Origin of the sequence: Shewanella sp. NKUCC05_KAH, from assembly GCF_019345585.1 — a bacterium.
Classification (GTDB): Bacteria; Pseudomonadota; Gammaproteobacteria; order Enterobacterales; family Shewanellaceae; genus Shewanella; species Shewanella oncorhynchi.
Map to the genome: position 1 here is coordinate 109,987 of NZ_JAHKQZ010000009.1, position 24,307 is coordinate 134,293.

Annotated in this window: 18 protein-coding genes; 12 read left to right on the forward strand and 6 right to left on the reverse strand. The window is 45.6% G+C overall.

The features are described from left to right. Window positions 1-444: 444 nt before the first annotated feature. The gene (locus KO533_RS10170; RefSeq protein ID WP_219253977.1) at window positions 445-2,175 is read left to right on the forward strand and encodes a potassium/proton antiporter; all 1,731 of its coding nucleotides are present in this window, start codon (window positions 445-447) and stop codon (window positions 2,173-2,175) included. Between the two features lie 91 nt (window positions 2,176-2,266). Here the strand turns inward: KO533_RS10170 and KO533_RS10175 are convergent, their stop codons facing one another. Further along, complete coding sequence (locus KO533_RS10175; RefSeq protein WP_212600424.1) at window positions 2,267-3,193, reverse strand: LpxL/LpxP family Kdo(2)-lipid IV(A) lauroyl/palmitoleoyl acyltransferase; 927 nt, start codon at window positions 3,191-3,193, stop codon at window positions 2,267-2,269. Window positions 3,194-3,296: 103 nt separating this feature from the next. On the opposite strand from KO533_RS10175, the gene hldE reads away from it, so the two are divergent. From hldE to KO533_RS10195, 4 genes are all read left to right on the forward strand, one after another. Next, entirely contained in the window at window positions 3,297-4,727 is a 1,431-nt protein-coding gene (hldE, locus tag KO533_RS10180; RefSeq protein WP_113939015.1) for a bifunctional D-glycero-beta-D-manno-heptose-7-phosphate kinase/D-glycero-beta-D-manno-heptose 1-phosphate adenylyltransferase HldE, read from the forward strand. Continuing rightward, on the forward strand, window positions 4,724-5,551 hold the full coding sequence (locus KO533_RS10185; protein ID WP_219253979.1) for a hypothetical protein: 828 nt from the start codon (window positions 4,724-4,726) through the stop codon (window positions 5,549-5,551). Before hldE ends, KO533_RS10185 begins: the two co-directional genes overlap by 4 nt. A gap of 151 nt (window positions 5,552-5,702) precedes the next feature. Next, window positions 5,703-6,182, forward strand: a complete 480-nt coding sequence (locus KO533_RS10190; protein WP_006082899.1) for a TetR family transcriptional regulator — start codon at window positions 5,703-5,705, stop codon at window positions 6,180-6,182. Between the two features lie 168 nt (window positions 6,183-6,350). Then, window positions 6,351-6,935 carry a hypothetical protein gene (locus tag KO533_RS10195; RefSeq protein ID WP_131524277.1) on the forward strand — a complete coding sequence of 195 codons (585 nt, stop codon included), beginning with the start codon at window positions 6,351-6,353 and terminating at the stop codon, window positions 6,933-6,935. 196 nt (window positions 6,936-7,131) lie between these two features. Here the strand turns inward: KO533_RS10195 and KO533_RS10200 are convergent, their stop codons facing one another. From KO533_RS10200 to KO533_RS10210, 3 genes are all read right to left on the reverse strand, one after another. Beyond that, complete coding sequence (locus KO533_RS10200; protein ID WP_105251574.1) at window positions 7,132-7,512, reverse strand: hypothetical protein; 381 nt, start codon at window positions 7,510-7,512, stop codon at window positions 7,132-7,134. 221 nt (window positions 7,513-7,733) lie between these two features. Then, window positions 7,734-9,218, reverse strand: coding sequence for a Re/Si-specific NAD(P)(+) transhydrogenase subunit beta (gene pntB / locus KO533_RS10205; RefSeq protein ID WP_105251576.1), 1,485 nt, complete (start codon window positions 9,216-9,218; stop codon window positions 7,734-7,736). A gap of 11 nt (window positions 9,219-9,229) precedes the next feature. Next, the gene (locus KO533_RS10210; RefSeq protein ID WP_219253981.1) at window positions 9,230-10,756 is read right to left on the reverse strand and encodes a Re/Si-specific NAD(P)(+) transhydrogenase subunit alpha; all 1,527 of its coding nucleotides are present in this window, start codon (window positions 10,754-10,756) and stop codon (window positions 9,230-9,232) included. A 419-nt stretch (window positions 10,757-11,175) separates the two neighbouring features. On the opposite strand from KO533_RS10210, the gene KO533_RS10215 reads away from it, so the two are divergent. From KO533_RS10215 to KO533_RS10235, 5 genes are all read left to right on the forward strand, one after another. After that, a complete protein-coding gene (locus KO533_RS10215; RefSeq protein ID WP_219253983.1) occupies window positions 11,176-12,975 on the forward strand; it encodes an assimilatory sulfite reductase (NADPH) flavoprotein subunit in 1,800 nt (599 codons plus the stop codon). A 99-nt stretch (window positions 12,976-13,074) separates the two neighbouring features. Further along, a complete protein-coding gene (gene cysI / locus KO533_RS10220; RefSeq protein WP_219253985.1) occupies window positions 13,075-14,772 on the forward strand; it encodes an assimilatory sulfite reductase (NADPH) hemoprotein subunit in 1,698 nt (565 codons plus the stop codon). Then, on the forward strand, window positions 14,765-15,547 hold the full coding sequence (locus KO533_RS10225) for a phosphoadenylyl-sulfate reductase (RefSeq protein ID WP_105251580.1): 783 nt from the start codon (window positions 14,765-14,767) through the stop codon (window positions 15,545-15,547). Before cysI ends, KO533_RS10225 begins: the two co-directional genes overlap by 8 nt. A gap of 764 nt (window positions 15,548-16,311) precedes the next feature. Beyond that, window positions 16,312-17,097, forward strand: a complete 786-nt coding sequence (gene mtgA, locus KO533_RS10230) for a monofunctional biosynthetic peptidoglycan transglycosylase (RefSeq protein WP_219253988.1) — start codon at window positions 16,312-16,314, stop codon at window positions 17,095-17,097. A 402-nt stretch (window positions 17,098-17,499) separates the two neighbouring features. After that, window positions 17,500-19,236, forward strand: coding sequence for a hypothetical protein (locus tag KO533_RS10235; protein ID WP_173496778.1), 1,737 nt, complete (start codon window positions 17,500-17,502; stop codon window positions 19,234-19,236). A gap of 61 nt (window positions 19,237-19,297) precedes the next feature. Here KO533_RS10235 and KO533_RS10240 read toward each other — a convergent pair whose 3' ends face one another. Then, a complete protein-coding gene (locus KO533_RS10240) occupies window positions 19,298-20,854 on the reverse strand; it encodes a S41 family peptidase (RefSeq protein ID WP_219253990.1) in 1,557 nt (518 codons plus the stop codon). A gap of 233 nt (window positions 20,855-21,087) precedes the next feature. Next, window positions 21,088-21,972, reverse strand: coding sequence for a phospholipase A (locus tag KO533_RS10245; protein WP_219253992.1), 885 nt, complete (start codon window positions 21,970-21,972; stop codon window positions 21,088-21,090). 441 nt (window positions 21,973-22,413) lie between these two features. Between KO533_RS10245 and cobA the strand changes: the two genes are divergently transcribed. Both cobA and cysD read left to right on the forward strand, forming a co-directional pair. Continuing rightward, entirely contained in the window at window positions 22,414-23,259 is an 846-nt protein-coding gene (gene cobA, locus KO533_RS10250; RefSeq protein ID WP_219253994.1) for a uroporphyrinogen-III C-methyltransferase, read from the forward strand. Between the two features lie 91 nt (window positions 23,260-23,350). Beyond that, window positions 23,351-24,259 (forward strand): sulfate adenylyltransferase subunit CysD, encoded by a 909-nt coding sequence (cysD, locus tag KO533_RS10255; protein ID WP_168822611.1) that lies wholly within the window; start codon window positions 23,351-23,353, stop codon window positions 24,257-24,259. The last annotated feature ends 48 nt before the right edge of the window (window positions 24,260-24,307 follow it).

Sequence of the window (24,307 nt, forward strand, 5' to 3'; positions counted from 1 at the left end):
TGGCAAATAAATGGAGTTAAAACAATTAGCTTAAGGATAATGTTCAAATATTCACTCTTTACACGACATTATTTTATCTGACACTAAATTGGTCATGATACCGTTAGTTTATACAGGTTTGTGAGCTGAGTTTTGCTTGAATGATTTGAGTTTACGTTCAGTTTGTTATTTTTAACTATTTGATATTTATTTATTTTAATTCTTATTAAGTCGTGTGGAGATGTTCTGCTATCCTTTAGGTTTTACGTTAGCCTTTATCTAAAGGTTAATAGAAAGTTGTTTTTATGACATTTTTTATGTAGATGATTGAAATTTAATATTTAACGCTCCAATAATTCGATATTTTTGTGCTAATATAAAATCATAAAATTGTGAGTTGAGTCATTTTTAACCTCGGTGATTTGTCTATCGTTTAACTAAACAACCTGTATTAAGGAGGCGTTTGTGGATGCAGATTCCATCAATAGTTTTTTTCTGATTGGCGCCTTGCTTACAGCAGTGAGTGTTTTACTTAGTCCTATGTCTTCCCGTTTGGGCATCCCTATTTTATTGATTTTCCTCGCTGTGGGTATTTTGGCTGGCGAAGATGGCCTTGGTGGAATCCAGTTTGATGATTATTCAACTTCCTATTTAGTCAGTAACTTAGCCTTAGCGATTATTTTACTCGATGGCGGTATGCGCACCCGCGTTGTCAGTTTTAGGGTGGCGCTATGGCCTGCATTATCGTTGGCGACCTTTGGCGTTGCCATTACGACCAGTATCACCGGCATGATGGCAGCATGGTTGTTCGATTTGCATTGGTTGCAAGGTTTGCTGGTGGGCGCGATTGTGGGCTCGACCGATGCCGCCGCGGTATTTTCCCTGCTTAAAGGGCGTAGCCTTAATGAGCGGGTTGGTGCGACCTTAGAAATTGAGTCCGGCAGTAACGATCCCATGGCGGTATTCTTAACCGTAACCTTGATTGCCATTCTTGCCAATGTCGACAGTGAGTTGTCCTTCAGCTTTATGCTTATTAGCTTTATTAAGCAATTTGGTCTGGGGATCTGTTTAGGTTTGGGCGGCGGCTGGATGCTGTGGAAGCTCGTCAATTTAAGCAAGTTAGCTGATGGTCTGTACTCTATTTTAGTTTTAAGCGGTGGTCTGATTATTTATGCTGCGTCCAATAAACTGGGTGGTAGCGGTATTTTGTCGATTTACTTAGTGGGTCTGTTCCTCGGCAATAAGCCAACCCGTGGCCGTCATGCGATTTTGAACGTACTGGATGGTATGACTTGGGTCAGTCAAATCGGCATGTTCCTCGTATTAGGGTTATTGCTTACCCCTTCAGATTTAGTCGATATCATGATCCCAGGTTTTGCTCTGGCATTCGGAATGATTTTATTTGCTCGCCCTGTCGCCGTATGGATCAGTCTATTGCCATTTAAGAGCTTTAGCAGTCGCGACCGCTGGTTTATTTCTTGGGTGGGGTTACGCGGCGCTGTGCCTATCATCTTAGCAGTATTCCCTATGATGGCGGGCTTACCGGGTGCTCAGTTGTACTTCAACTTAGCCTTCTTCGTTGTATTAGTGTCGTTGCTGGTTCAAGGTGCATCTTTGACCACTGCAGCGCGTTTAGCTAAGGTGGAACTGCCCCCAAAGCCGTTACCCGTTTCGCGCTCGGGAGTTGAAATTTACCCGAGCAGCGAATGGGAAGTGTTTGTCTATCGTTTGAGTGAAAGTAAGTGGTGTATTGGTGAGCCGCTAAAGCGCTTGGCTATGCCAGATGGGACACGGATTGCGGCGGTATTTAGGGATGACACTTTGCTGCATCCATCGGGTAGCACTCGTCTCGAGGCGGGCGATATACTCTGTGTGCTGGGTCAGGAGAAAAGTTTAGAAGCCTTGAGTAACCTCTTTAGCCAAGCGCCAGAAAATAAAGAAGTACAACGATTCTTCGGTGATTTCTTTATTGAAACAGACGTTAAGCTTGCGGATCTCGCGCCTATTTATGGTTTGAGTTTAGATAATCTCGCTGATGATATGACAGTCGCAGACCTTGTGGTATCTCAGCTTGGCGCCAATCCTGTACTTGGGGATCAGTTCCACTGGCAATCGTTGCATTGGGTGGTGGCGGGGCTATATGAAGGCAAAGTCACTAATGTAGGTATTCGTTTACCGACTGAGAATGCGCTCTAATCCTATGTGCTAGATGGTCCTTACTATCGAAAGTCGCCATAAAAAATGCCAGCTTATTTGCTGGCATTTTTGTATTCAAAGCTAATTGAGCTTATTGATATAAAGATTTGTCCGTTGGGTCGGGACGGGTCTTAAAGCGGCGATGTAACCACATATATTGGGCGCGGTTTTTATCTATGATGGATTCAATAATCTTGTTACCGCGAATCGCGTCGGCTAATTCATCTTCGCCGGGGAAATTATCCAGCGGTGGCATCACTTCAATTCGATAGCCTTTATCATCTGTAGTACGTTCCACAAAAAAAGGCAGGACTTTGGCTTTGCCGAGTTTAGCTAACGTGGTGGCACCGGTAATCGTTGCCGCATCTGGCATGGCATAAAATGGGATAAATACCGCGCTGGAACGGCCAAAGTCTTGATCGGCCGTGTACCAAATCACATCGGGATTGCGTAGGCAGCGTATCATTTGGCGCAAGTCGCGTTTAGAAACGAGACCTTTATTGGAGCGTAAACGGCCTTTGACCTGCAGGTATTCCATCACAGGATTATTGTGTGGGCGATAAACCCCCACGCCGGGTTGGAATTGGCCGAAGATACGTGCGCCCATTTCCAGCGGCAAACAATGCACGGCAAAGAGGATAACTCCGTGGCCAGCATCGAGGGTGTCTTGCACGTGTTCTTCGCCTTTGATACTCATGTGCTGCTGCACTTTTTCATCGGGCCACCACCATGCATTGATGGTATCGAAAATGGCTTTGCCCGTTTCTTCAAAGTTACGCGTGAGTAAATCTTCTCGCTGTGCTTCCGTCATTTCAGGGAAACAGAGGGTCAAGTTACGGCGCGCTGTGTGGGTGCGGCCAGCTGCGAATTTCATCACTAAGCGACCCAATCCCTTACCCAGCGTCATCTGCCAAGGAAGCGGTAGAAGCTGAGTTAAACGCATCAAAAATACGCCAAACCACATGGGCCAATGCTTAGGATGATATAAAGAAGATGAAAACTCGGCTTTCTCGACCACAAAAATACTCACTACTTTTGAAAATTACTGCTCATTCTAACTCAATTTTTGCTGAAAATTAGGTACAATCACGGTTTAATTTCTGCATAAAGATAAGAGCACTATGAAGGTTTCTCTGCCAGCATTTGAAAAAGCCAGAGTGTTAGTCGTCGGCGATGTGATGTTAGACCGCTATTGGGTTGGCCCTACGGGACGTATCTCCCCTGAAGCCCCCGTACCTGTGGTGAAGATTAATCAAGTCGAAGACAGACCCGGCGGCGCGGCCAACGTGGCGCTCAATATCGCGACCTTAGGGGGGCAAGTCCAACTTGCCGGGCTCGTCGGCCAAGATGATACTGCCCATGCCCTAACGCTCGGTGTGCAAACTTTAGGGGTTGAACCCCAATGGTTAAGTATTACTGATAAACCAACCATCACTAAGCTGCGGGTGTTATCACGTAATCAGCAGCTTATCCGCCTCGATTTCGAAGAAGCCTTCGACAAGGCCGATAGCGTGCGTTTATTGAAACAATCCGAGGCCTTACTCGATTCTGTCGATGTCGTGGTGCTATCTGACTATGCAAAGGGCGCTATCGATCAGCCGCGAGATTTTATTGCTTTAGCGCGTTCGAAAGGTGTGATGGTATTAGTCGATCCTAAGGGCAGTGACTTTGGTCGTTATCATGGCGCGTCGCTCATTACCCCAAATATGAGCGAGTTTGAAGCAGTTGTTGGCACTGTGACCTCTGAAGCCGACCTGCTGGAAAAAGCCCGTGGCTTACTCAAGCAACATCATTTTGATGCCATTTTAGTCACCCGCTCTGAAAAGGGCATGACCTTAGTGACCGCTAATGCGCCTGAGTTGCACATTCCTACCGTTGCCCGTGAAGTCTATGATGTGACGGGGGCTGGCGATACTGTGATTTCGGCCTTAGCAACCTCATTAGCCGCGGGCGCCGATTTACCGCAAGCTTGTGCGATTGCGAACACCGCCGCAGGCGTTGTGGTCGGTAAACTTGGCACTTCTACCGTGAGCCGCATTGAGCTTATTGAAGCTTTAGCTTTGCACCATGGAGAATCGGGTTTTGGGGTGGTGAGTGAAGATCAACTGGCTTACGCCTTAGAGCAAGCCAAACTACGCGGTGAACGTGTGGTGATGACTAATGGTTGCTTTGATATTTTACATGCGGGCCACGTGAGCTATCTTAAACAGGCGAAAGCTTTGGGCGATCGTTTGATCGTCGCGGTAAACGATGATGCCTCGGTTAAACGCCTCAAGGGTGAAGGCCGTCCAGTTAATCAGGTTGATCGTCGTATGGCTGTGCTCGCTGGCTTAGCTTCTGTTGATTGGGTTGTGCCTTTTAGTGAAGATACGCCGCAGCGCATCATTACTCGATTGCTGCCAAATCTGCTGGTCAAAGGTGGTGATTATAAGCTTGAGGATATTGCTGGTGGCGCTGAAGTGATTGCCGCCGGTGGCCAAGTGCAAGTGCTGGGCTTTGAGGATGGTATTTCAACCACGGCGATTATACAAAATATCATGGCGAATCAGTGAGCTTAGTCGCTCTGGCATTCGCATCTAGCCTGACTTGGACGCCCATTGCCGATAAGCAGGCTTTGATTTGCCCTTTACCAGAGCTTGGCACTTGCTTGGCATTATTGCCAGAGCAAGTGTTGGCGCAGCTTCCTGCAACACTCGAACAATTTAGGCTTGATTTAGGCCGCAGAAGTGCCATGGTCATGCCCGTCGATGATAATAAGATTGCAGGCCTAGTCTTAGTGAATGAGCAGCTGACACCACAAGTACAGTTAGCCAGTGTCGATATGGTGACCTATCAATTACCTTTGCTTGAACAGCCGCAATTAACCCTATGGCATGAGCTCGGTCATTTGGAGAACCTTGCTCTGCAAGGCTCTGTGTTACCGACTCACTTGAGTGCATATCAACATGAATGGCTAGCTGACATTTATTTGGTTTGGCGTATCGCTCGGGAGAAAAATGATTTTTCCTTGGCGTGGCAGCAATACCACAGACGCAACCTTGATGCATTAACAAGCCCGCAATATTTGTCGCATTGGAGTTCGCCAATGTTGATACAAGTGTTGCATCGATACGATGTTGCTCAAGTGGCTAAATTTGCCGAGTATCGGGACTTTTTAACGAATTTTTACCCTAAAGCCGAGCAATTAGAGCCGAGATTATTAGGTGAGTATTCGAGCTTAATGCAACGCACTTTTGGCGCGAGTGTATTGCAACCCCTTCCTGAATATCTATTTTGGCGAAAAGCGGATCTTGGACACTATCTCCAACCGACGTTCGTTTTACTCATGGGCGAAGAAAAAGCACATAACTGGTTGGTACAAAATTCAATGTTATGAATGTGTTAATTAAATCAGTAGTGAAGCCTGTTTTAAACTGAACCCTAGCTGAACAAAAGTGAAATACGCTGGTTACGGCCCAGTGAACAGCAGTAATCCCTGAGCGGCTTTGGTAAGCTTTCCCCCTAAAAATAAGAGGGGAGACATTACTATGGCTAAGCGCTCGCGAGTACAAACTGAGCAAACCATAAATCAAATTATGGATGAAGCGTTAAGACAAATTTTGACTATCGGCTTTGAGACTATGTCTTATACTACGTTATCTGAAGCAACGGGTATTAGTCGCACAGGTATTAGTCACCATTTTCCACGCAAAAGCGATTTTCTTGTTCGTTTGGATAGTCGTATCGGCAATCTATTTGTTGCTGCGCTGGATTTTTCTAGCCAAGAGGCATTGGAAACATCCTGGATGCAGGCAATGCAGGAAGAGCATTACCGCGCAGTATTAAGACTGTTCTTTAGTCTTTGTGGTGGTGCAAATAATGAAATTACCCTCTTTAGAGCGGTGAGTACAGCGCGTCAGCAAGCGATTGCTGAGTTAGGCTTAGCGGGCGATCGCACGATCAACCACCTATTAGGCCGTACAGCTGTGATGTTGCTATCCAATTTTGATGTGGCAAAAGCAGCATAATAGACTGACCAATGAATATAAAAATGGAGCCAGATGGCTCCTTTTTTGTGGGTAAAAATCGTGATTTGTACTGAGGTAAGTCATACCCCAATAGTGTAGGATGACCACTCAATAATGATTTAAGTTAGTGATATTGCCTTGTACTCTTGATTTGACAGGATAAAACATATGGACATGACACCCATCTCTAATGAGGCAGATATGCCTAAACGCACCATTAAGCTTGATAACACTGAGCTTATCAAAACCAGTTTTTGGGTGAGTCAGATTTTTATAATCATTGCGACTGTTGTTGGCGTGTATTTAGCCGCGCAAGAAGGGTTGTCACAGGCAATTAAATTTGATGCCCTGAGCAATATGCAGAATAACTATCATCTGCGTCATGCCCTATATGACGAAGTGAGTGACAATGTTGAAATCTTGAGTCATTACGCTGACACAGTTGAGACTGTGAGTAGTAATAGTTTAGTGAAAATGCATCCGCAGATGGGATTATTTGTCTGGGATAACATGCGCTATTCTGCCAATGCGCTAGAAACACCGAGTGATATTTTGTCTGATATTCGTCGTTTGTATTTAGAGTCTGAGAAGATCATTAGCAATATTGAAACCCGTCACTATAGCGTTTCTTACGGTAAGGATCAGTTGCAAAATGTATTGAGTAAAATCAAAGAAGATACTTTGCCAAAACTCAAAACGAATTATGAAACCTTGTCAAAAGAGCTTAAAGATAACGATATTGCCGTCGACTAACGTATCTTGGCTTAGCTCCCCCCAAACATCAGGGGTTATTCTTATCCCTGATGTTTGAATCCATGGATGAATTCAGTGTTGCTGACAACACTTCTGCATGATCTGCTTTAGTCCCCCATTATTTTATGGCACTTAAGCTAATGATGAATCTAGCCAGATTTTCTACGTCGGTATTTGTCATCAAAACCTTGTTGAGTTAGCTTAATTCCTGTCGATAGGCTTGAGTTAATTTTTGCTGTTGTAGATAGATGCGAATCGCCAAGAAGGTTAATGCGGCAGCAATCACGGCACTGATTGCGTGGTGGAAGACTAAGTGACTTATCAGGAACGTGGGCAAGTCTTCAAAGCTGTCGATAAGGAAAAGCTTAGTGATTAAGCCGATATAGACGAGAAGATGCAGAGCCGCGCCAGTGATAAAGAGTCGTTTAAATTTATCAATCAGTTTGATATCTAAATTGATATTAAACCATCGACAAAACAGGTACCCACTCAGGCCTATGGTAATCGATATCCAGCCAAGCCCGAGTAATGAGGTTTTGATTAATACGGCAGACAGGATAAACAGCCCAAGCAACATTTATTATTTCCTTAAACCAGCTTCAGATTTAACTTACTGTTTTAGCTTACATTAAGCATATCAGCATTGTGGGCAGATAAGCCTCGCATCATATTGGCGCAGAGACTAGCTTAATAGGCTTAAAAAAATGTGAAAAGAAAGGGAGCCATTGGCTCCCTTCATTTCTTTAGAATAGTGTTTATCGCCTAAACGATTTTTACTCTGTTGATATTAAATCAAGCTCAAAGTGCCTTTAAAATGGCTTCAACACTGGCCTTAGCATCCCCAAACAACATTTGGGTATTTTCTTTGAAGAACAGTGGGTTTTGCACGCCGGCATAACCTGTGTTCATCGAACGTTTAAAGCCGATCACGTTTTGCGCTTTCCATACTTCCAGCACTGGCATACCTGCGATTGGACTGCCTGGATCTTCCATTGCCGCGGGGTTAACCGTGTCGTTGGCGCCGATAACGAGCACAACATCTGTGTCTTTAAAGTCTTCGTTGATTTCGTCCATTTCGAGCACGATATCGTAGGGGACTTTCGCTTCAGCGAGCAGTACGTTCATATGGCCTGGTAATCGACCTGCAACTGGATGGATACCAAAACGCACTTTCACGCCGCGATCACGTAGTTTTTGAGTGATTTCCGCAACAGGATATTGCGCCTGCGCCACTGCCATACCGTAACCCGGAGTGATGATGACTGAAGTGGCATTTTTCAGCATATCCGCCACATCTTCGGCGTTGGTTTCACGGTATTCACCCATTTCTTCATCGGCAGTCGAGGCCACACCATCTGTACCAAAACCACCTGCGATAACTGAAATAAACGAGCGATTCATGGCCTTACACATGATGTAAGACAGAATAGCACCCGATGAACCCACTAACGCGCCGACCACAATCAAGAGGTCGTTCGACAACATAAAGCCTGCCGCTGCCGCTGCCCAACCTGAGTAGGAGTTCAGCATAGACACAACCACTGGCATATCCGCGCCGCCAATGGATGCCACTAAATGCCAGCCAAAGGCGAAGGCAATCAAGGTCATCAACAGCAGTGCTGGCATAGTGCCGCCTGTCTGTACGAAGTATACCAACAGGGCGAAAGACACTAGCACTGCGACTAGGTTCAGCTTGTGGCGATGTGGCAGCATCAGAGGTTTAGATGAAATCAGTCCGCGTAACTTACAAAAGGCAACGATAGAACCCGTAAAGGTCACCGCACCAATGAAGATCCCGAGGAAGACTTCGACCAAGTGAATGTTAAGCATAGCGCCAGTGAGGTGCTCTTTGCTGGCGGTCTTCACCGCTTCACTTAGCGCATCTTGTACTGCGGCGAGGGTCGTATTGATATCACCACCGACAGCCACCACGACTTGTGAGACTTCCTGTGGGTGTAAGTCGATAAAACTGTTGAAACCCACTAATACCGCGGCCATACCCACAAAGCTGTGCAATATAGCAACCAGTTCAGGCATTTCAGTCATTTCGACTTTTAGTGCTAAACGGATACCAATCGCGCCGCCAATCACCATAGCGATTAAGATCCACGCAATTCCGTTAGTATCGGGGTTGAAAATGGTAGCCAGTAGGGCGATTGCCATACCTAAGATACCGAATAAATTGCCGTGTTTTGCCGTCTCTTGCTTCGACAGTCCCGCGAGACTGAAGATGAAGAGAATGGCGGCAATAATGTAAGCTGCTGTTACCAGTCCTTGAGACACGTTAAACCCCCTTAATCCTTACGGAACATCTTCAGCATGCGCTGAGTGACGGTAAAGCCACCGAAGATGTTAATACTGGCGATCAGCACGGCGATAAACGCCAGTACAGTGACCAAAGTTGAACCCTGACCGATTTGCAGTAGGGCGCCGACCACGATAATGCCCGAAATCGCGTTAGTGACTGACATTAAAGGCGTATGCAGTGAGTGGGATACGTTCCATACCACGTAATAGCCAACAACGCAGGACAGCAAGAATACTGTGAAATGCGACAGGAACTCTGGTGGTGCTACCGATGCCACGGCAGCAAACCCTGCAACGCCTAAGGCGGCGAGCACGTATTTGAGCTTAGATGGCGCCTTTGGGGTGGTATTTTTAGGCTCGATTTTCGCCGCTGGTTTTGCTGGCGCCGCAGAAACCGAAATCGGTGGTGGCGGGAAGGTCACTTCACCTTCTTTAATCACTGTCATATTGCGCATGACTACATCATCAAAGTTGATGCTGGCTGTGCCGTCCTTTTCTTTACACATTAACTTCATCAGGTTGACTAAGTTAGTGCCGTAAAGCTGCGAGGATTGCGCCGGTAGACGACCGGGAAGGTCGGTATAACCAATCACTTTTACGCCGTTAGGAGTAACAAACAGCTCACCCGATTGCGTGTATTCGCAGTTACCACCCGTCGCAGCGGCTAAATCGACGATCACTGAGCCGCTCTTCATGCTATCGACCATGGCTTTGGTGATGAGCTTAGGCGCTGGACGACCAGGAATTAGCGCTGTGGTGATGATGATATCGACTTCTTTGGCTTGCTCGGCAAACAGTGCCATTTCGGCGGCAATAAATTCATCCGACATGGTTTTAGCATAACCGTCCGATGAGCCACCTTCCTCGTTACCAAAATCCAGTTTAAGGAATTGGCCACCCATAGATTCGATTTGCTCGGCTACTTCTAAGCGGGTATCGAAGGCGCGCACTATGGCGCCAAGCGATCCTGCGGTGCCAATGGCGGCAAGGCCAGCTACACCAGCACCAATGACTAACACTTTGGCGGGCGGCACTTTACCGGCAGCGGTAATTTGGCCAGTAAAGAAACGGCCAAATTGATGTGCGGCTTCAACAACGGCGCGATATCCACCAATGTTTGCCATAGAGGAGAGGGCATCAAGTGACTGGGCGCGGGAGATGCGTGGCACCATGTCCATTGCCATCACGTTGATCTTGCGTTTAGCTAACTTCGCAACCAGCTCAGGGTTTTGTGCGGGCCAAATAAAGCTGACGATAGTCGCCCCGTCTTTGATTTGTTCAATTTCGGCGTCGCTTGGCGCATTGACCTTAAAGATCAGATCGGCTTGCCAAACGTTTGATGTCACCTTCGCGCCCGCAGCTTCAAAAGCTGCATCATCGAAACTTGACAGTTGACCTGCATTGGCCTCAATAACAACTTCAAAGCCGAGTTTTTTAAGCTGCTCAACGGTGGCTGGGGTCGCGGCGACCCTAGTTTCACCAGCGAGACTTTCTCTCGGTATTCCAATCTGCATGACTACTCCCTGATGGTTTATATAATCGTTCCGCCTGCTGTTCTTCCTTCATCGTACTCAACTGCAAAATCTGTCGTCACCAGCGTTTATTCGGCGGGTGATTCGAGTCAGTTAGGGCATTCAATCTAGGATGGACACTTTTTGTTTTTAAAACAAACTATTCTGTGGGCAACAGAATAGTTTGTTCGACAGGCTCATGACCATTGTGGCAATACTTTAGCTTGGCACAAGTGCATATTTCTCAAGCAGGCCGTTTCTGCACTGGTCGGATCAAAAACTTTTAACCAGTGCACACTTTTGTAGCTTAAATTTTGCACTTTGTATATTCCAAAATGGAATTAAAAATCCTATTTTATTCTTTTTTGCTTTTCTTAAACCGCGATAAGCTTGTGGACATTACACTGTCATAGGGCCGTCTCATGTTGTTAAAAGAACTTTCATCGCTGGCTTCGCCATTGTCTCAAGGACAAGTCGATAAGCTAAAACAACTCACTTCTGAGTTAAGTGCTGTGCAATTGGCCTGGGTGAGTGGCTATCTTGCTGCCACAGCCAATGCGGGCCAATTAGCGCCTGCCGCACAGGCGCAAACGGCTCAAACTGTGACTATCCTCTATGGCAGCCAAACGGGTAATGGCCGTGGTGTCGCCAAAGCGCTCGCCGATAAGGCGCAAGCGCAAGGTTATGCGGTCAATCTGGCTTCAATGGGCGAATACAATGTTCGCCAATTAAAGCAAGAAGCTGTGCTTTTATTGGTGGTCAGCACCCATGGTGAAGGTGAAGCGCCGGATGATGCGATTGAATTACACAAGTTTTTAGCATCGAAACGTGCCCCTAAGTTAGACAATCTACATTACTCTGTGCTTGCGCTGGGGGATTCTAGCTATGAATTTTTCTGCCAAACCGGTAAAGACTTCGATGCCCGCCTAGCGGCACTCGGTGCTAAATCACTATTACCTTTAATTGAATGTGATGTGGATTATGAAGCTGCCGCGGGCCAGTGGCACGCCGATGTATTAGAGGCCGTTAAGCCGCTAATCGAAACCTCGTCCGCCAGTGTGGTATCCATCGGCACCGCTAAAGCGATTGGCGAAAGTGAATTTACTAAGCAAAACCCCTATAGCGCCGAAGTGCTTGTGAGCCAGAAAATTACCGGCCGTGGATCAGACCGAGACGTGCGCCATGTTGAAATTGACCTTGGCGACTCAGGGTTAACCTATCAAGCGGGTGATGCCCTCGGTGTATGGTTTAGTAATAACGAAGTGTTAGTCGATGAAGTCTTAGCAGGCCTGTCATTGGTCGCTGATGAGTTAGTAACCCTAGGCACAGAATCCTTGTCCCTTAAGCAAGCTTTGCTTGAGAAGAAAGAGCTGACTCAGTTGTATCCTGGATTAGTCAAAGCCTGGGCCGAATTGAGCGGCAGCGCTGAACTGCTGGCATTGAGCGAAGATAAAGAACAAGTGCGCCACTTTATCCTTAAGCATCAATTTGCCGATTTAGTCACTCAGTATCCGTTATCAAACAACTCAGTAACCTTAAATGCAGCAAAACTGCTTGAGCTACTGCGTCCATTAACGCCAAGACTTTACTCTATCGCCTCAAGTCAAAGCGAAGTTGAAACAGAAGTCCACTTAACTGTGGCCTTAGTGGAAGATGAGCGCCACGGCTCAGCACGTTTTGGCGGCGCGTCACACTTCTTAGCGTCTGCGCAGGAAGGCACGCAAGTTAAGGTTTATGTTGAGTCGAACAAGCATTTCCGTTTACCCGAAAATCCAGAAACACCGGTGATCATGGTGGGCCCTGGTACCGGTGTTGCGCCGTTCCGTGCCTTTATGCAGGAGCGCGTAGCCCAAGGTATTCAAGGCGATAGCTGGTTATTCTTCGGCAATCCACACTTTGAGCAGGATTTCTTGTATCAAACTGAGTGGCAACAGTATTTGAAAAATGGCGATCTCAGCCGTATCGACGTGGCGTTCTCACGCGATCAAGCCCATAAGATTTATGTGCAGCACCGCATTAAAGAGCAAGGCCAAGCCCTGTGGCAATGGTTGCAAAATGGCGCGCATCTTTATATTTGTGGTGATGCTGAACGTATGGCCAAAGATGTTCACCAAGCCTTGATTGAGGTGGCAGTCGAAGTCGGTGGTTTGAATACCGAAGCTGCCGAAGCCTATTTTGAAACCCTGCGCAGCGATAAACGTTACCAAAAAGACGTGTATTAATCTCAACCGTTGCGCAGATAAGAAACGCATAAGAATAGCCAAAGCTGCACACGTGATGACCTGTGCAGCCAGCGAACCCAATTTTAAGAGGCAGTTGCCATGAGTGAGCAAAAGTTAGCGTTAAACGAATACCTAAAGACCGACAGTGATTACCTGCGCGGGACCATCAAAGAAGGTTTAGATTCTTCTGTGACTGGCAGTTTCAGTGACGGCGATCAGCAGCTGATCAAATTCCATGGCTTCTATCAGCAGGATGACCGCGATTTACGTAACGAACGTAAAGAGCAAAAACTCGAACCTTTATATAGTTTTATGTTACGCGCCCGTGTACCTGGCGGTATTTGTTCTCCACAGCAATGGTTAGGCGTGGACAAAATTGCCTCGACGCTCACCAGCTCGAACAGTATTCGTTTGACGACCCGCCAAACCTTCCAATACCACGGTATTCCTAAGCGTAACTTGAAGACCATTATTCAAGACTTAGATCGTGAAGCGCTGGATTCGATTGCCGCTTGTGGTGACGTTAACCGTAACGTGATGTGTAACCCCAATCCGGTGGAATCGAAACTGCACGAGCAAGCCTATGCGGTGGCGAAACAACTGTCTGATCATCTATTACCACATACTCGCGCCTACGCCGAAATCTGGTTAGATGAAGAAAAGTTACTTTCGACCGAAGATGAAATCGTCGAACCTGTGTATGGCAAAACCTATCTGCCACGTAAGTTCAAAATGGCGGTTGCGGTTCCTCCCGATAACGATGTTGACGTTTACACTAACGATTTAGGCTTTATTGCTGTTGCCGAAAATGGCGAGTTGGTTGGCTTTAACTTAACCGCGGGCGGCGGCATGGGCTCGACCCACGGCGAAGTAGAAACCTTTCCCCGCCTAGCGGACGACTTTGGTTTTATCAAAACTGAAGACGTGATGAAGTTTGCCGAAGCTGTGATGACAGTGCAACGCGACTGGGGTAATCGCTCTAATCGTAAACGCTCGCGCCTTAAATACACAATCGTTGACCACGGCTATGAGAAATTTAAAGCCGAAGTTGAAGTACGTGCTGGGGTGAAATTTGAACCTAAACGTGATGTAGTGATTGGCGATCGCGGCGATCGTTATGGTTGGGTCGAAGGCGTTGACGGTAAGTGGCATTTAACCTTATTTATCGAAAGCGGTCGTATTAAAGATTTACCAGGCCAAACCCTGCAAACGGGGCTGCGTGAAATTGCTAAGATCCACAAGGGCGATTTCCGCATGACCTCGAATCAAAACATGATCATCGCAGGCGTCGCAGCTGAAGATAAAGCTACCATTGAAGGTTTAGCCCGTAAACATGGTCTGCTGGGCCAAGTGTTGACGCAAACCCGCGGTCACTCGATTGCCTGTGTGGCGTTGCCGACATGCCCATTAGCGATGGCGGAAGCCGAGCGTTATTTCCCTGAGTTTATCGATCATATCGATGCGCTGCAGGCAAAACACGGCATTAGCGAGCAAGCGATTGTCGTGCGTATGACGGGTTGTCCTAACGGTTGTGCTCGCCCATTTGCCGCTGAAATTGGCCTTGTGGGTAAAGCGCCGGGCCGTTATAACTTGTACTTAGGTGCAAGTTTTGAAGGGACTCGTTTGAACAAAATGCACAGAGAAAATATCCAAGAGGCGGACATTCTCGCCGAATTGGATACCCTGTTTGGCCGCTACGCCGTAGAGCGTGATGCAGGCGAAACCTTTGGTAACTTCACCGTCCGCGTGGGTGTAGTGAAGGCGGTGATCGATGCCGCTAAGGATTTTCATGGCTGATATTGAGCAAAAAACCAGTGATAAAGTGCCGACTGTGGTCAGCGCTGCCGAACTCAAGGCATTATTGAGTGCGCCTAAGGCAGAGCAAGCGATAGAGCTTGAACGTATTAATCAGTTCTTAGGTGGATTAAGCGCACAAGAGCGAGTTCTATGGGGCTTAACTTATTTGCCCGGTAATCATGCGCTGTCCTCAAGCTTTGGGATCCAAGCCGCTGTAATGCTACATATGATGAGTCAGGCACAGGCGAATATTCCGGTTATTCTCACGGATACGGGTTATTTATTCTCTGAGACTTATCAGTTTATCGACGAGCTGACAGAGCGTTTATCACTGAATTTAAAAGTGTACCAAGCAGTGATGACATCGGCATGGCAAGAGGCGCGCTTTGGCCAGTTATGGGAGCAAGGGGTAAACGGACTAGAGCAATACAACCGGTTAAACAAAGTTGAGCCTATGCAACGCGCTTTAGCCGAGCTTGAGGTCGGCACTTGGTTTGCAGGGCTTAGACGCAGCCAAGCCAGTACCCGTGAGGCGTTGCCGATACTGGCGATTCATGGTACTCGCTTTAAGTTACTGCCGATTATCGAGTGGTCGAATAAAGATGTTCACCTCTATCTGACGCAATTTGATTTGCCGTACCATCCACTTTGGGACCAAGGCTATGTTTCTGTGGGGGATACCCATTCGAGTAAACCACTCGAATTAGGCATGACAGAGGAAGAAACTCGCTTTAATGGCCTACAACGTGAGTGTGGTTTGCACTACGATATCTAGTCATTTTATTGATTTTAAATATTAAACGCCTCAACTTAGTTTGGGGCGTTTTTTTTATCATTTTAAGGTAGGTGGGGTTTGGGGTGAATTTAATACTCTGGATTGCCGAGGAAGTTAAGTGATGTGATTTAAGCGTCATTTAACTAAGATAGATTGATATTCATAGAGTTAGTTTGCATTCATTTTTAAATGCTAAAAATGTTGTACATTTTTACTCACAGAGTTATGCACATTGGTTAAGCCTGCGCTATATTTTGAAGTTCCCGTAGATGGTTTTGAAGCGTTTTACTGCGTTAATTGACATGATTCATGTCTTTTATGAGGTTAAGTTGTTGTATATCGGTATTTATGGGCTGGGTTTGCTGTGTATCGATATGGCTTAATTGGATGCAGTGAAAGCGTTGAAAACCTGACTCGCACCTGCGAGTATCAAGCAGTTTGATTGACTTGCTAGCTCTCGTTAATCAGCCATCATTACCTCGGTCAGCTGTCGTCAAAGCTGCCGAGGTCAAGTTAAGTCGACCCCAGTCAATCTCCAATAGTGATTTGTTCTTGTTATGGTTATTTCTCAACCTATCTTTGATTATCGAGTAAGATATCCTTGGTGTTTCCTTTATTCTCGTAGCATGATCAGTTTGCAACTCGCGTAAAGCTTTAGAATATTTTCTGTAAGCCTAGGTTGCGCCAAAGAATCCTTGCAATGGGATGGCTTGACTGGATAGATGAGAAACAAGAAATGAGAGTGTGTGGATGAGATGGTATAAATGACGGCCCCTTTATATGCGATGCGAGATCATGTCAGGCGTCCAAGTGTTAATAAGTCGAGTGACCCAGCACCTCAGAGACGAAAGCGTGGTTTTCGTCGTTTATTGTCTTGGTTATTTAAGGGATTAGTTTGGGCATTTATTTGCTCAATTTTATTAGTGATCCTACTACGATTCGTCGATCCTCCTATGTGGACTTGGCGTATCGAGCGTGCCTTATTTCCACCAGCACCTATCGGTGAGATCAGGCATCAATGGCGCGATTTAGCGCAAATTTCTCCCGAATTACAATTGGCTGTGATTGCTGCGGAAGATCAACGTTTTGTTGAGCATACTGGATTCGATTTAGCCGCGATAAGTTCGGCACTGAAATACAATCAAAAAGGCACCAAAGTCCGCGGGGCAAGTACCTTAAGTCAGCAGGCGGCGAAAAACCTTTTTATGTGGTCGAGTCGCAGTTTCTTTCGTAAGGGATTGGAAGCTTGGTTTACGTTATTGATGGAGTTGACTTGGGATAAGTCGCGTATTCTTGAAGTGTATTTAAATATTGTAGAATTTGGCCCAGGCATTTATGGCGCCGAAGCGGCATCAAAGCATTATTTTGGAAAGTCAGCGGCAAAACTCACCCAATACGAGGCCTCATTACTCGCAGCCATTTTACCCAATCCTTGGCGCTATAAGGTGTCTCCACCGTCATCCTATGTGCAGCAGCGCTCAGTTTGGATCCGTAAGCAAATGCGTCAGCTAGGTGACATCACGCTTAAAAAAGTCCACGAAGCACGATGACGCTCTGGTGAGGTAGTTTGAGTGAGATGAGCTTAATTTGTCATTGAGTTCTTTGCTTAATCGTCGATGACTTTGAGATGTTTTATTACCGAATTGAAATAAGATTGGAGTTATGTTTAATAAACGTTAATTCTAATGCGTTTTTAATGCTGCGAACTCCTATCCTGTTCGCTTCTGTGTCGGTTTAATGTTAAATTATCGGGAAAATTTTATACCTTAGTTTCGCTTAGCCTAAGCATTTTAAACTGGGTTTGTATTGCGTAGGGCTGAGTCGTTGCGTTTTCTGATTTTGCATTATCTGCGTAAGGGATATGTAAGAGCGGATAAATATTTAAATACCTAAGGTGAGTTCTTTAGGTATTGTTTTCATAAAATTGAATGTCATTAAATGGAGTTTCTTAAATGAAAAAGATTGTGATTGCCGCGGCAATTATTGCAGCAGGTGCTGGTGGTTATTGGTATATGCAGAATGGCGCTGGTTCTAGTGCCTCTGCCAATCCTTTGCTCGACTATGTGCCTGCCGATACGCCGATATTTTCGGGCCAGTTAAAACCCTTCCCGTTAAAAGCGTATTTACAGTCTATTTCTGGAAATTATCAGCAATATCCAAGTAACACGCTTGATGAACTCGGTGTGCAGGATAGCCCTATGGGCAAGTTCTTCGTTAGCATTTATCAGCAGTATATGGATGGGATGAAAGATCCTGCCTTACTGTTAAAAACCTTCGGTTTCCCCGATGAAGTTAAACCTTATATTTATACTTTAGGTGCTTTGCCTGTATTAAAGATTGATGTTAATCAGGCTGAAGCATTTTGGGCTGTATTAGATAAAGCCGAAAAAGACAGTGGTGTAACCCACGAAATGCGTAAAGTGGGCGATGTTGATTATCGCGCTTATGCACTATCGGATGAAAGCTCAGCAGAGAAAGCTGAACTGCTATTTGCCCAGAAAGATGGCATATTAACGATGACTTTCAGCACCTCTATTACCGAGCCTGAGTTATTAGAAATGGCATTTGGTATTAAGAAGGCGCCGCAGTCATTAGCCGCTTCTGGCATATTAGAAGATATTATTAAGACCCATGGTTTTAAAGATGACAGCATTAGCTTTATTAACCATGTGGAAATTGTAAAGGCATTGACCTCTGCAGATAGCAATATGCTAGCTAAGCAACTGACTCAATTTTTTGCTGATGAAAGTGAGGGTGAAGATCCATTAGCTCAAATCAGAACACCAGAATGTCGTACCGAACTGACTGCGATTGCCGCTAACTGGCCGCGTACTGTTGCTGGTTTAACGGCGTTTTCTGTGACTGAAAAAGAAAGCCATATGGCGGCTTCATTTGTTGTCGAAACGAAGAATCAACCTATTCTTGCGGCAATGCAAAAGATGCGTGGTTTTATTCCATCGCATCTGGCGGATATCGACAGCACTATCTTCTCCATGGGTATAGGTTTAGATATCAATGAAATTACCCCTTCATTAACGGCTATTTGGGATGATCTGCAAAAGCCACAACTGACCTGTGCACCATTGGCAGAGTTGCAGGCTGAGTTGAGCCAACAGAGCCCAGCTATGCTAGGCATGTTCACTGGCATGGCTAACGGTGTGAAAGGCATGAGCGTTTCATTGCTCGACTTTAAAATGAGCACACAAGATCAAGAGCCTAAGTTAGAAAGCTTAGATGCTTTAGTCAGCCTTAGCGCCGAAAACCCATCCATGTTGTTCAATATGGTCAAACCTTTCGCCCCTATGCTGGCTGAAGTGCAATTAGCCGATAACGGCGATGCTACTGATTTATCTCCAATATTGATGTTGCCTCCAGAGTTAGGTGTTAAGCCAATGCTGGCGATTAAAGGCCAACATTTAGTGGTGTATAGCGGTGATAAAGGCTTGGCTTTAGCCAACAAATTAGCAGGCGAGAAACTGTCAGCTAATGGCATGTACAGCTTGTCTGCTGATTACGGCAAGATGTTTACGCCAGTGCTTACACTGTTAGAAATGAGCGGTGAGCCGATCCCTGAAGAAATGCAAATGCTTAAAGATTACAACATGCGAGTTCAAATGAGCTTCGATGTGAATAAGCAAGGCTTGGTCATAGGTTCAGTCGCCAATTCTAAAGCGACTGAAAAGAAGTAATGCGTTAGTAAACTCATATTTGTTTGAAATGAGCCAGCAGATTGCTGGCTCTTTTTTTGGCTTAATTTAGCTTAGCTTGAGCCAACTTAGTGTGCTGTGCTGGCAGAACAAGTTGCGCTTTGGGCTTGGCGGAGCGCATTAAACTAACGAGCCCTTGCCATTGAATATCACTGTTCTGAGGGAGCAAAATATCCGGTTCAGTCCCAATACCGGACAGGAGTCTCCCCTGTGCATCATAGGTTAACGAACTGCTGAATCTTATGTTTAATCCACTGTTTGGCAGTTTGAAATGATACTGACGTGCAAAGTCGCCTGAGGTTTTTTCACCAATCAAATTTGCCCTAGACCAAGATTTAGTACGATAGGCAATCCACTCGCATTCTTGGCGACAATGGGGACTCACGAGTAGCGCTAAGCGATTTCGCCCTTCAGGAGCCACCGCAGGCTTAGTGCGAACATACCAAGGGCTGAATTTCTCTTTATCGACAGAGGGTAAGTTACGGGTGAGAGATTTGAGCCTAGGAGGACTGTACTCTAACGCATCCAGAGGCATAAAATTGAGCGGCTGTAGATAATCATTTCTCAGCTCTGGTGAGCGGCGATAGTGCGCAAATCCCATCACGTTAGGTGCTAAAGTGTTATTTAAATCCGCATCTTGATATCGCGACAGCATAGTCAATAATTTCGGACTAAAGCCACTGGCATCACGTAAATCAATGATCAGTAAGGGATGTGTCATGCCTTTGAGCAGTTCTTGCTGTTGTTCTTTATCTAATTCAAAGGCGTAGAGATCGCTGATCTTAAGTTTGACCGTCGTATTGTTGACCGTCTCTAATTGATTTGGCATGTCTTGAAATTCGGTGCGCTCAAATTGAGATAATTGGTTAATAAACTCGAGCACATTAATATCTTGAGTCTCGTCTTTTTCACTGATAGTTGCTAATTGAACTTGCGGTTTATGGCTTGGCAGGGCGAGAGTCACCTGCTGGCTTTGCAGATCATCATTAATTAGCGTAATGACTACATAGGGCTTTATGCTGAGTCCTAAGTCTTCGCGCAGTAGGTTAAGTTTTTTCAGCCAAGGTAACTGCATTTCTTGACTTTGTTTTGCCGGCTCAGGTAAGTAGGCTTGACTGGTCGCTACCCATTTGCTCATAGGTAAACCATCGATATGAGTGATAAAGGGGAAGTCGTTGTTGACTGGATTATTACCGTTATCCAAGGCTAACCATTGGTCGTTGACTGGCCTTAGCGTTAACGGGAGATCGCCGCTTTGATCGTCGAAGTTATGCACTTGAGCGCCTGGATCTTTGAGGGTATTGAGTAATTTAGTGACTTCAGCAGCAAAGCGATCATTGGGAGTAATATCTTGATACTGTTCAACAATAAGGCTAGCCATAAATTTAAGCTGCGGGTTGGCTTTGTCGGCCGTTAAGGCATAAAACGCTGAGTGTTGCTCGATTTGATCCAATAAGGCATAGAGATCTTGGCGTACCTCTTGTGCATTCAGCACTGGTGCAGCGCTATCTTTTGGCACAGCGAAAAACGCGAGCTTAAGTAAGCTCGCGAAAATAATGACACTGAGTAGCATGACTATGCTGCGGTAGCTAAAACTCATATTCCTCCATGATGTTAAGGCGCTGCTTCAGGGCACAAAAAGGTGTGCGACTATCGGCTTAAATGCCATTAGGATCAATGTAAATCGTCCTACTCAACCCTAAACTCAGGTCCATCTGAGCAATTTAGCAGCAGGTTTGGTAGATTAGCAGCAAATTATGGTCGATTTTTGTACTTAGTCACTTTATATACCCAAACAATCTTAAATAGCGGGATCAAGTGGGTATATCTTTCTTAAAGAATATCGTTGAGTGAAATTCCGATACCAATACGTTGATTGTGATAGTTGTAATCGATTAGGCTTTCGCCATAACCATTAAAGTATTGAGTATAAAAGCGTAAGTTGCCGACGATAGGATGACTCCAAGTCAGTTCTGCTGAGCCTCTGTCGATATCTTCTAGATTCGTTTTAACGGTTAAAGTGAATCTATGTTCATCAATACCATAAACGCCAATAAACTCTGCTTTACCTATATAGTCATCAATATTCGGGTTATCGTCGCCGCTGGCTTTATATGGATCTGTTTTTTCATCTTCAGGAATACGCCACCACACTTTGGTGGAGAAGGCGAGTGGGCCTGCATCAAAAATCATAGTGGCATAGAGGCGATTCCAACTGCGGGAAAGTGGCCCTGCTTTACCATTCGATTGATGTACGGCACCAAACCCCCAAAAGGAATTGGTCACACTGCCAATTTTCCAATCGTTATTAAACAGCATAAAGACTTCAGGCTCGTGATTGGTTTCCCTAAAAGGTGATGAAGTGTCTTTGTTATAAACCTGCCAATAGGATTGATTGGTGTAAGCAAAAAATAAATGGCCATTATCACCAAACACATTGTACCAAATAGGAAATTTAAAACTGATTTGGAACTTAGCCTCAAACTCATCTAATGAATAGGGGTTGAGTATTGCATCTTCGGTGAAAGGTGCCATGTTGGGATCTGGGCTGTAGGTAACTGGTAAAAGGTAATTCACTTTATGTGGCGTAATCACAAAAGGTAGATCCGCCGTGGCAAGTTCATCTTTTACTCTTCCTTTGACTAATGATTCTTCGGCATTTATGTCCGTACAGGCTAATAGCCCTGCCAATGCAATACTTGAGTAAAGTGGTTTCATCTGCCCTCCTTGATGTGTTTATTTATTTGTCAGTCGTACTCAACAAAGATAGTTATTTCCAGCTTAACATTAGAAAGTGAATTTATGGTTATGGAAAAATCCTGTGTCACTTAATGACAAATCTTGTAGTCAGCCATTTTTAGTCCCATAGAGACATGTTTAGGTAGAATTTTTGGCAATAACATAGTGCCAAAATCATGCACTTAGCGGACAGAAATTAATTTGATGCAATTCGCTTAATCTTATTAAGTCATTTTATTTCAATTGGTTAACTTGGGTTTGGGGCATTTTTGATTTTGAAACCTAAGGTTTTCCCCACTTTAAGTGAGTGGTCACTTATTCTTTTATATCTAAATGATATAAAAACTAATAATTATCTATTTATTATGGAATATAAGACGCGCTATATTTCTACAGACTAAAGTGATCTTGGGGATTCTGATGGAAATTTTCTCTTTACCGGGCCAAGCGGCCAAAGGCAAAGTCTGGCTGGTGGGTGCAGGTCCCGGCGACGTTGAGCTATTGACGTTAAAGGCATGGCGCATCCTTAAAACTGCTGATGCAGTGCTATACGACGCTTTAGTCAGCCAAGATATCCTCGATCTTATTCCCAAAGACGCTGAGAAGATTGCCGTAGGTAAACGTGCGGGCAAGCATAGCGCCGCACAGGACGAGATTAATCAGTTACTTGTCACTAAAGCCTACACCCGTAAAAATGTGGTGCGCCTTAAAGGTGGCGATCCTTTTATTTTCGGCCGCGGGGGCGAAGAGTTACAAACTTTAGTCGAAGCTGGGGTTGAGTTTGAAGTCGTTCCCGGCATTACTGCTGCCAGCGGCACGTCAGCCTATGCGGGAATTCCCCTAACCCACAGAGACCATGCCCAAGGCGTCACTTTTATCACTGGCCATTGTCAGTTAGAGAGTCGCCCTATGGATTGGCAAGGTTATGCTAATCCTAACAATACCTTAGTCGTGTATATGGGGATTCTGAACGCAGGCATTATTCGCCAAGGTCTAGTCGATGCGGGCCGAAGCCCTGAAACACCCGTGGCGATAGTGTCAAAGGCAACCACTAAAGAGCAACGTCGTTTTATCGGCCGTTTAGGTGAGCTTGAACAGCTTGCCGCCGATCCAGAATTACAAATGCCAGCTTTGATGATCATAGGTGAAGTCGTCACGCTGAGTGACGCCTTGCATTGGTTCAAACCTGAAGCGATTGAATCGACTCAGGTCAGTGATGAACAGACTCAATCGGTTAGAGTCTCGGCCGTCGCGTCGATAAGCTAAGCTGCAAACAGTTAAAGTTATTAAGCAGTTAAAAATATTAAGCTAATCCATGCTGTGGTAACACGGCGAATTTAAGGTAACGGAGAATAATATGGCCGGGCGTGAACTAAGCCACTTACAACAACTGGAAGCTGAGAGCATCCAGATCATTCGTGAAGTTGCAGCCGAATTCGATAATCCTGTGATGTTGTATTCCATCGGGAAAGATTCTTCCGTTATGTTGCATTTAGCACGTAAAGCCTTTTATCCAGGCAAGATCCCATTCCCGCTACTGCATGTCGATACAGGTTGGAAATTCAAAGAGATGATCGCGTTCCGTGATGCGCAGGCAAAGAAATTTGGCTTCGAGTTACTGACGCACATTAACCCAGAAGGGTTGGCGCAGGGGATTAACCCCTTCGACCATGGCAGTGCGAAACACACTGACATAATGAAAACCCAAGGTTTAAAGCAAGCACTTAACCAATATGGTTTCGATGCGGCTTTCGGTGGGGCTCGCCGCGATGAAGAAAAATCGCGCGCCAAAGAGCGTGTGTATTCCTTCCGCGACCGCCACCACAGATGGGACCCTAAAAATCAACGTCCAGAATTATGGCGCACCTATAACGGCGCAGTGAACAAGGGCGAAAGTATTCGTGTGTTCCCATTATCTAACTGGACTGAGCTGGATATTTGGCAATATATTTATCAAGAAAACATTGAGTTAGTGCCTTTGTACTTTGCTGCTAAACGTCAAGTGGTTGAGCGCGGTGGTCAGTTAATCATGGCCGATGACGAGCGGATGAAGTTAGCCGAGGGCGAGCAGATTAAAGAAGAAGTGGTGCGTTTTAGAACCTTAGGTTGCTACCCACTCACGGCCGCCATGTATTCTGAGGCCGACAGTCTAGAAAAGATTATTGAAGAAATGCTGTTAACCCGTTCGAGCGAACGTCAGGGCCGATTGATCGACTCAGATCAAAGTGCCTCTATGGAGCAGAAGAAGCGTCAAGGCTACTTCTAATCTCTACAGGGTTAACCCTATTTCGCGAAGGTGGCGCTAATCAGCGCG

Coding starts and splice junctions, on each gene's coding strand:
- mtgA (WP_219253988.1), top strand. CDS start 16,312: ATGACGGCCCCTTTATATGCGATGCGAGATCATGTCAGGCGTCCAAGT.
- KO533_RS10195 (WP_131524277.1), top strand. CDS start 6,351: ATGGACATGACACCCATCTCTAATGAGGCAGATATGCCTAAACGCACC.
- cysD (WP_168822611.1), top strand. CDS start 23,351: ATGGCCGGGCGTGAACTAAGCCACTTACAACAACTGGAAGCTGAGAGC.
- KO533_RS10210 (WP_219253981.1), bottom strand. CDS start 10,756: ATGCAGATTGGAATACCGAGAGAAAGTCTCGCTGGTGAAACTAGGGTC.
- KO533_RS10240 (WP_219253990.1), bottom strand. CDS start 20,854: ATGAGTTTTAGCTACCGCAGCATAGTCATGCTACTCAGTGTCATTATT.
- KO533_RS10235 (WP_173496778.1), top strand. CDS start 17,500: ATGAAAAAGATTGTGATTGCCGCGGCAATTATTGCAGCAGGTGCTGGT.
- cobA (WP_219253994.1), top strand. CDS start 22,414: ATGGAAATTTTCTCTTTACCGGGCCAAGCGGCCAAAGGCAAAGTCTGG.
- KO533_RS10190 (WP_006082899.1), top strand. CDS start 5,703: ATGGCTAAGCGCTCGCGAGTACAAACTGAGCAAACCATAAATCAAATT.
- KO533_RS10200 (WP_105251574.1), bottom strand. CDS start 7,512: ATGTTGCTTGGGCTGTTTATCCTGTCTGCCGTATTAATCAAAACCTCA.
- KO533_RS10245 (WP_219253992.1), bottom strand. CDS start 21,972: ATGAAACCACTTTACTCAAGTATTGCATTGGCAGGGCTATTAGCCTGT.
- hldE (WP_113939015.1), top strand. CDS start 3,297: ATGAAGGTTTCTCTGCCAGCATTTGAAAAAGCCAGAGTGTTAGTCGTC.
- cysI (WP_219253985.1), top strand. CDS start 13,075: ATGAGTGAGCAAAAGTTAGCGTTAAACGAATACCTAAAGACCGACAGT.
- KO533_RS10215 (WP_219253983.1), top strand. CDS start 11,176: ATGTTGTTAAAAGAACTTTCATCGCTGGCTTCGCCATTGTCTCAAGGA.
- KO533_RS10225 (WP_105251580.1), top strand. CDS start 14,765: ATGGCTGATATTGAGCAAAAAACCAGTGATAAAGTGCCGACTGTGGTC.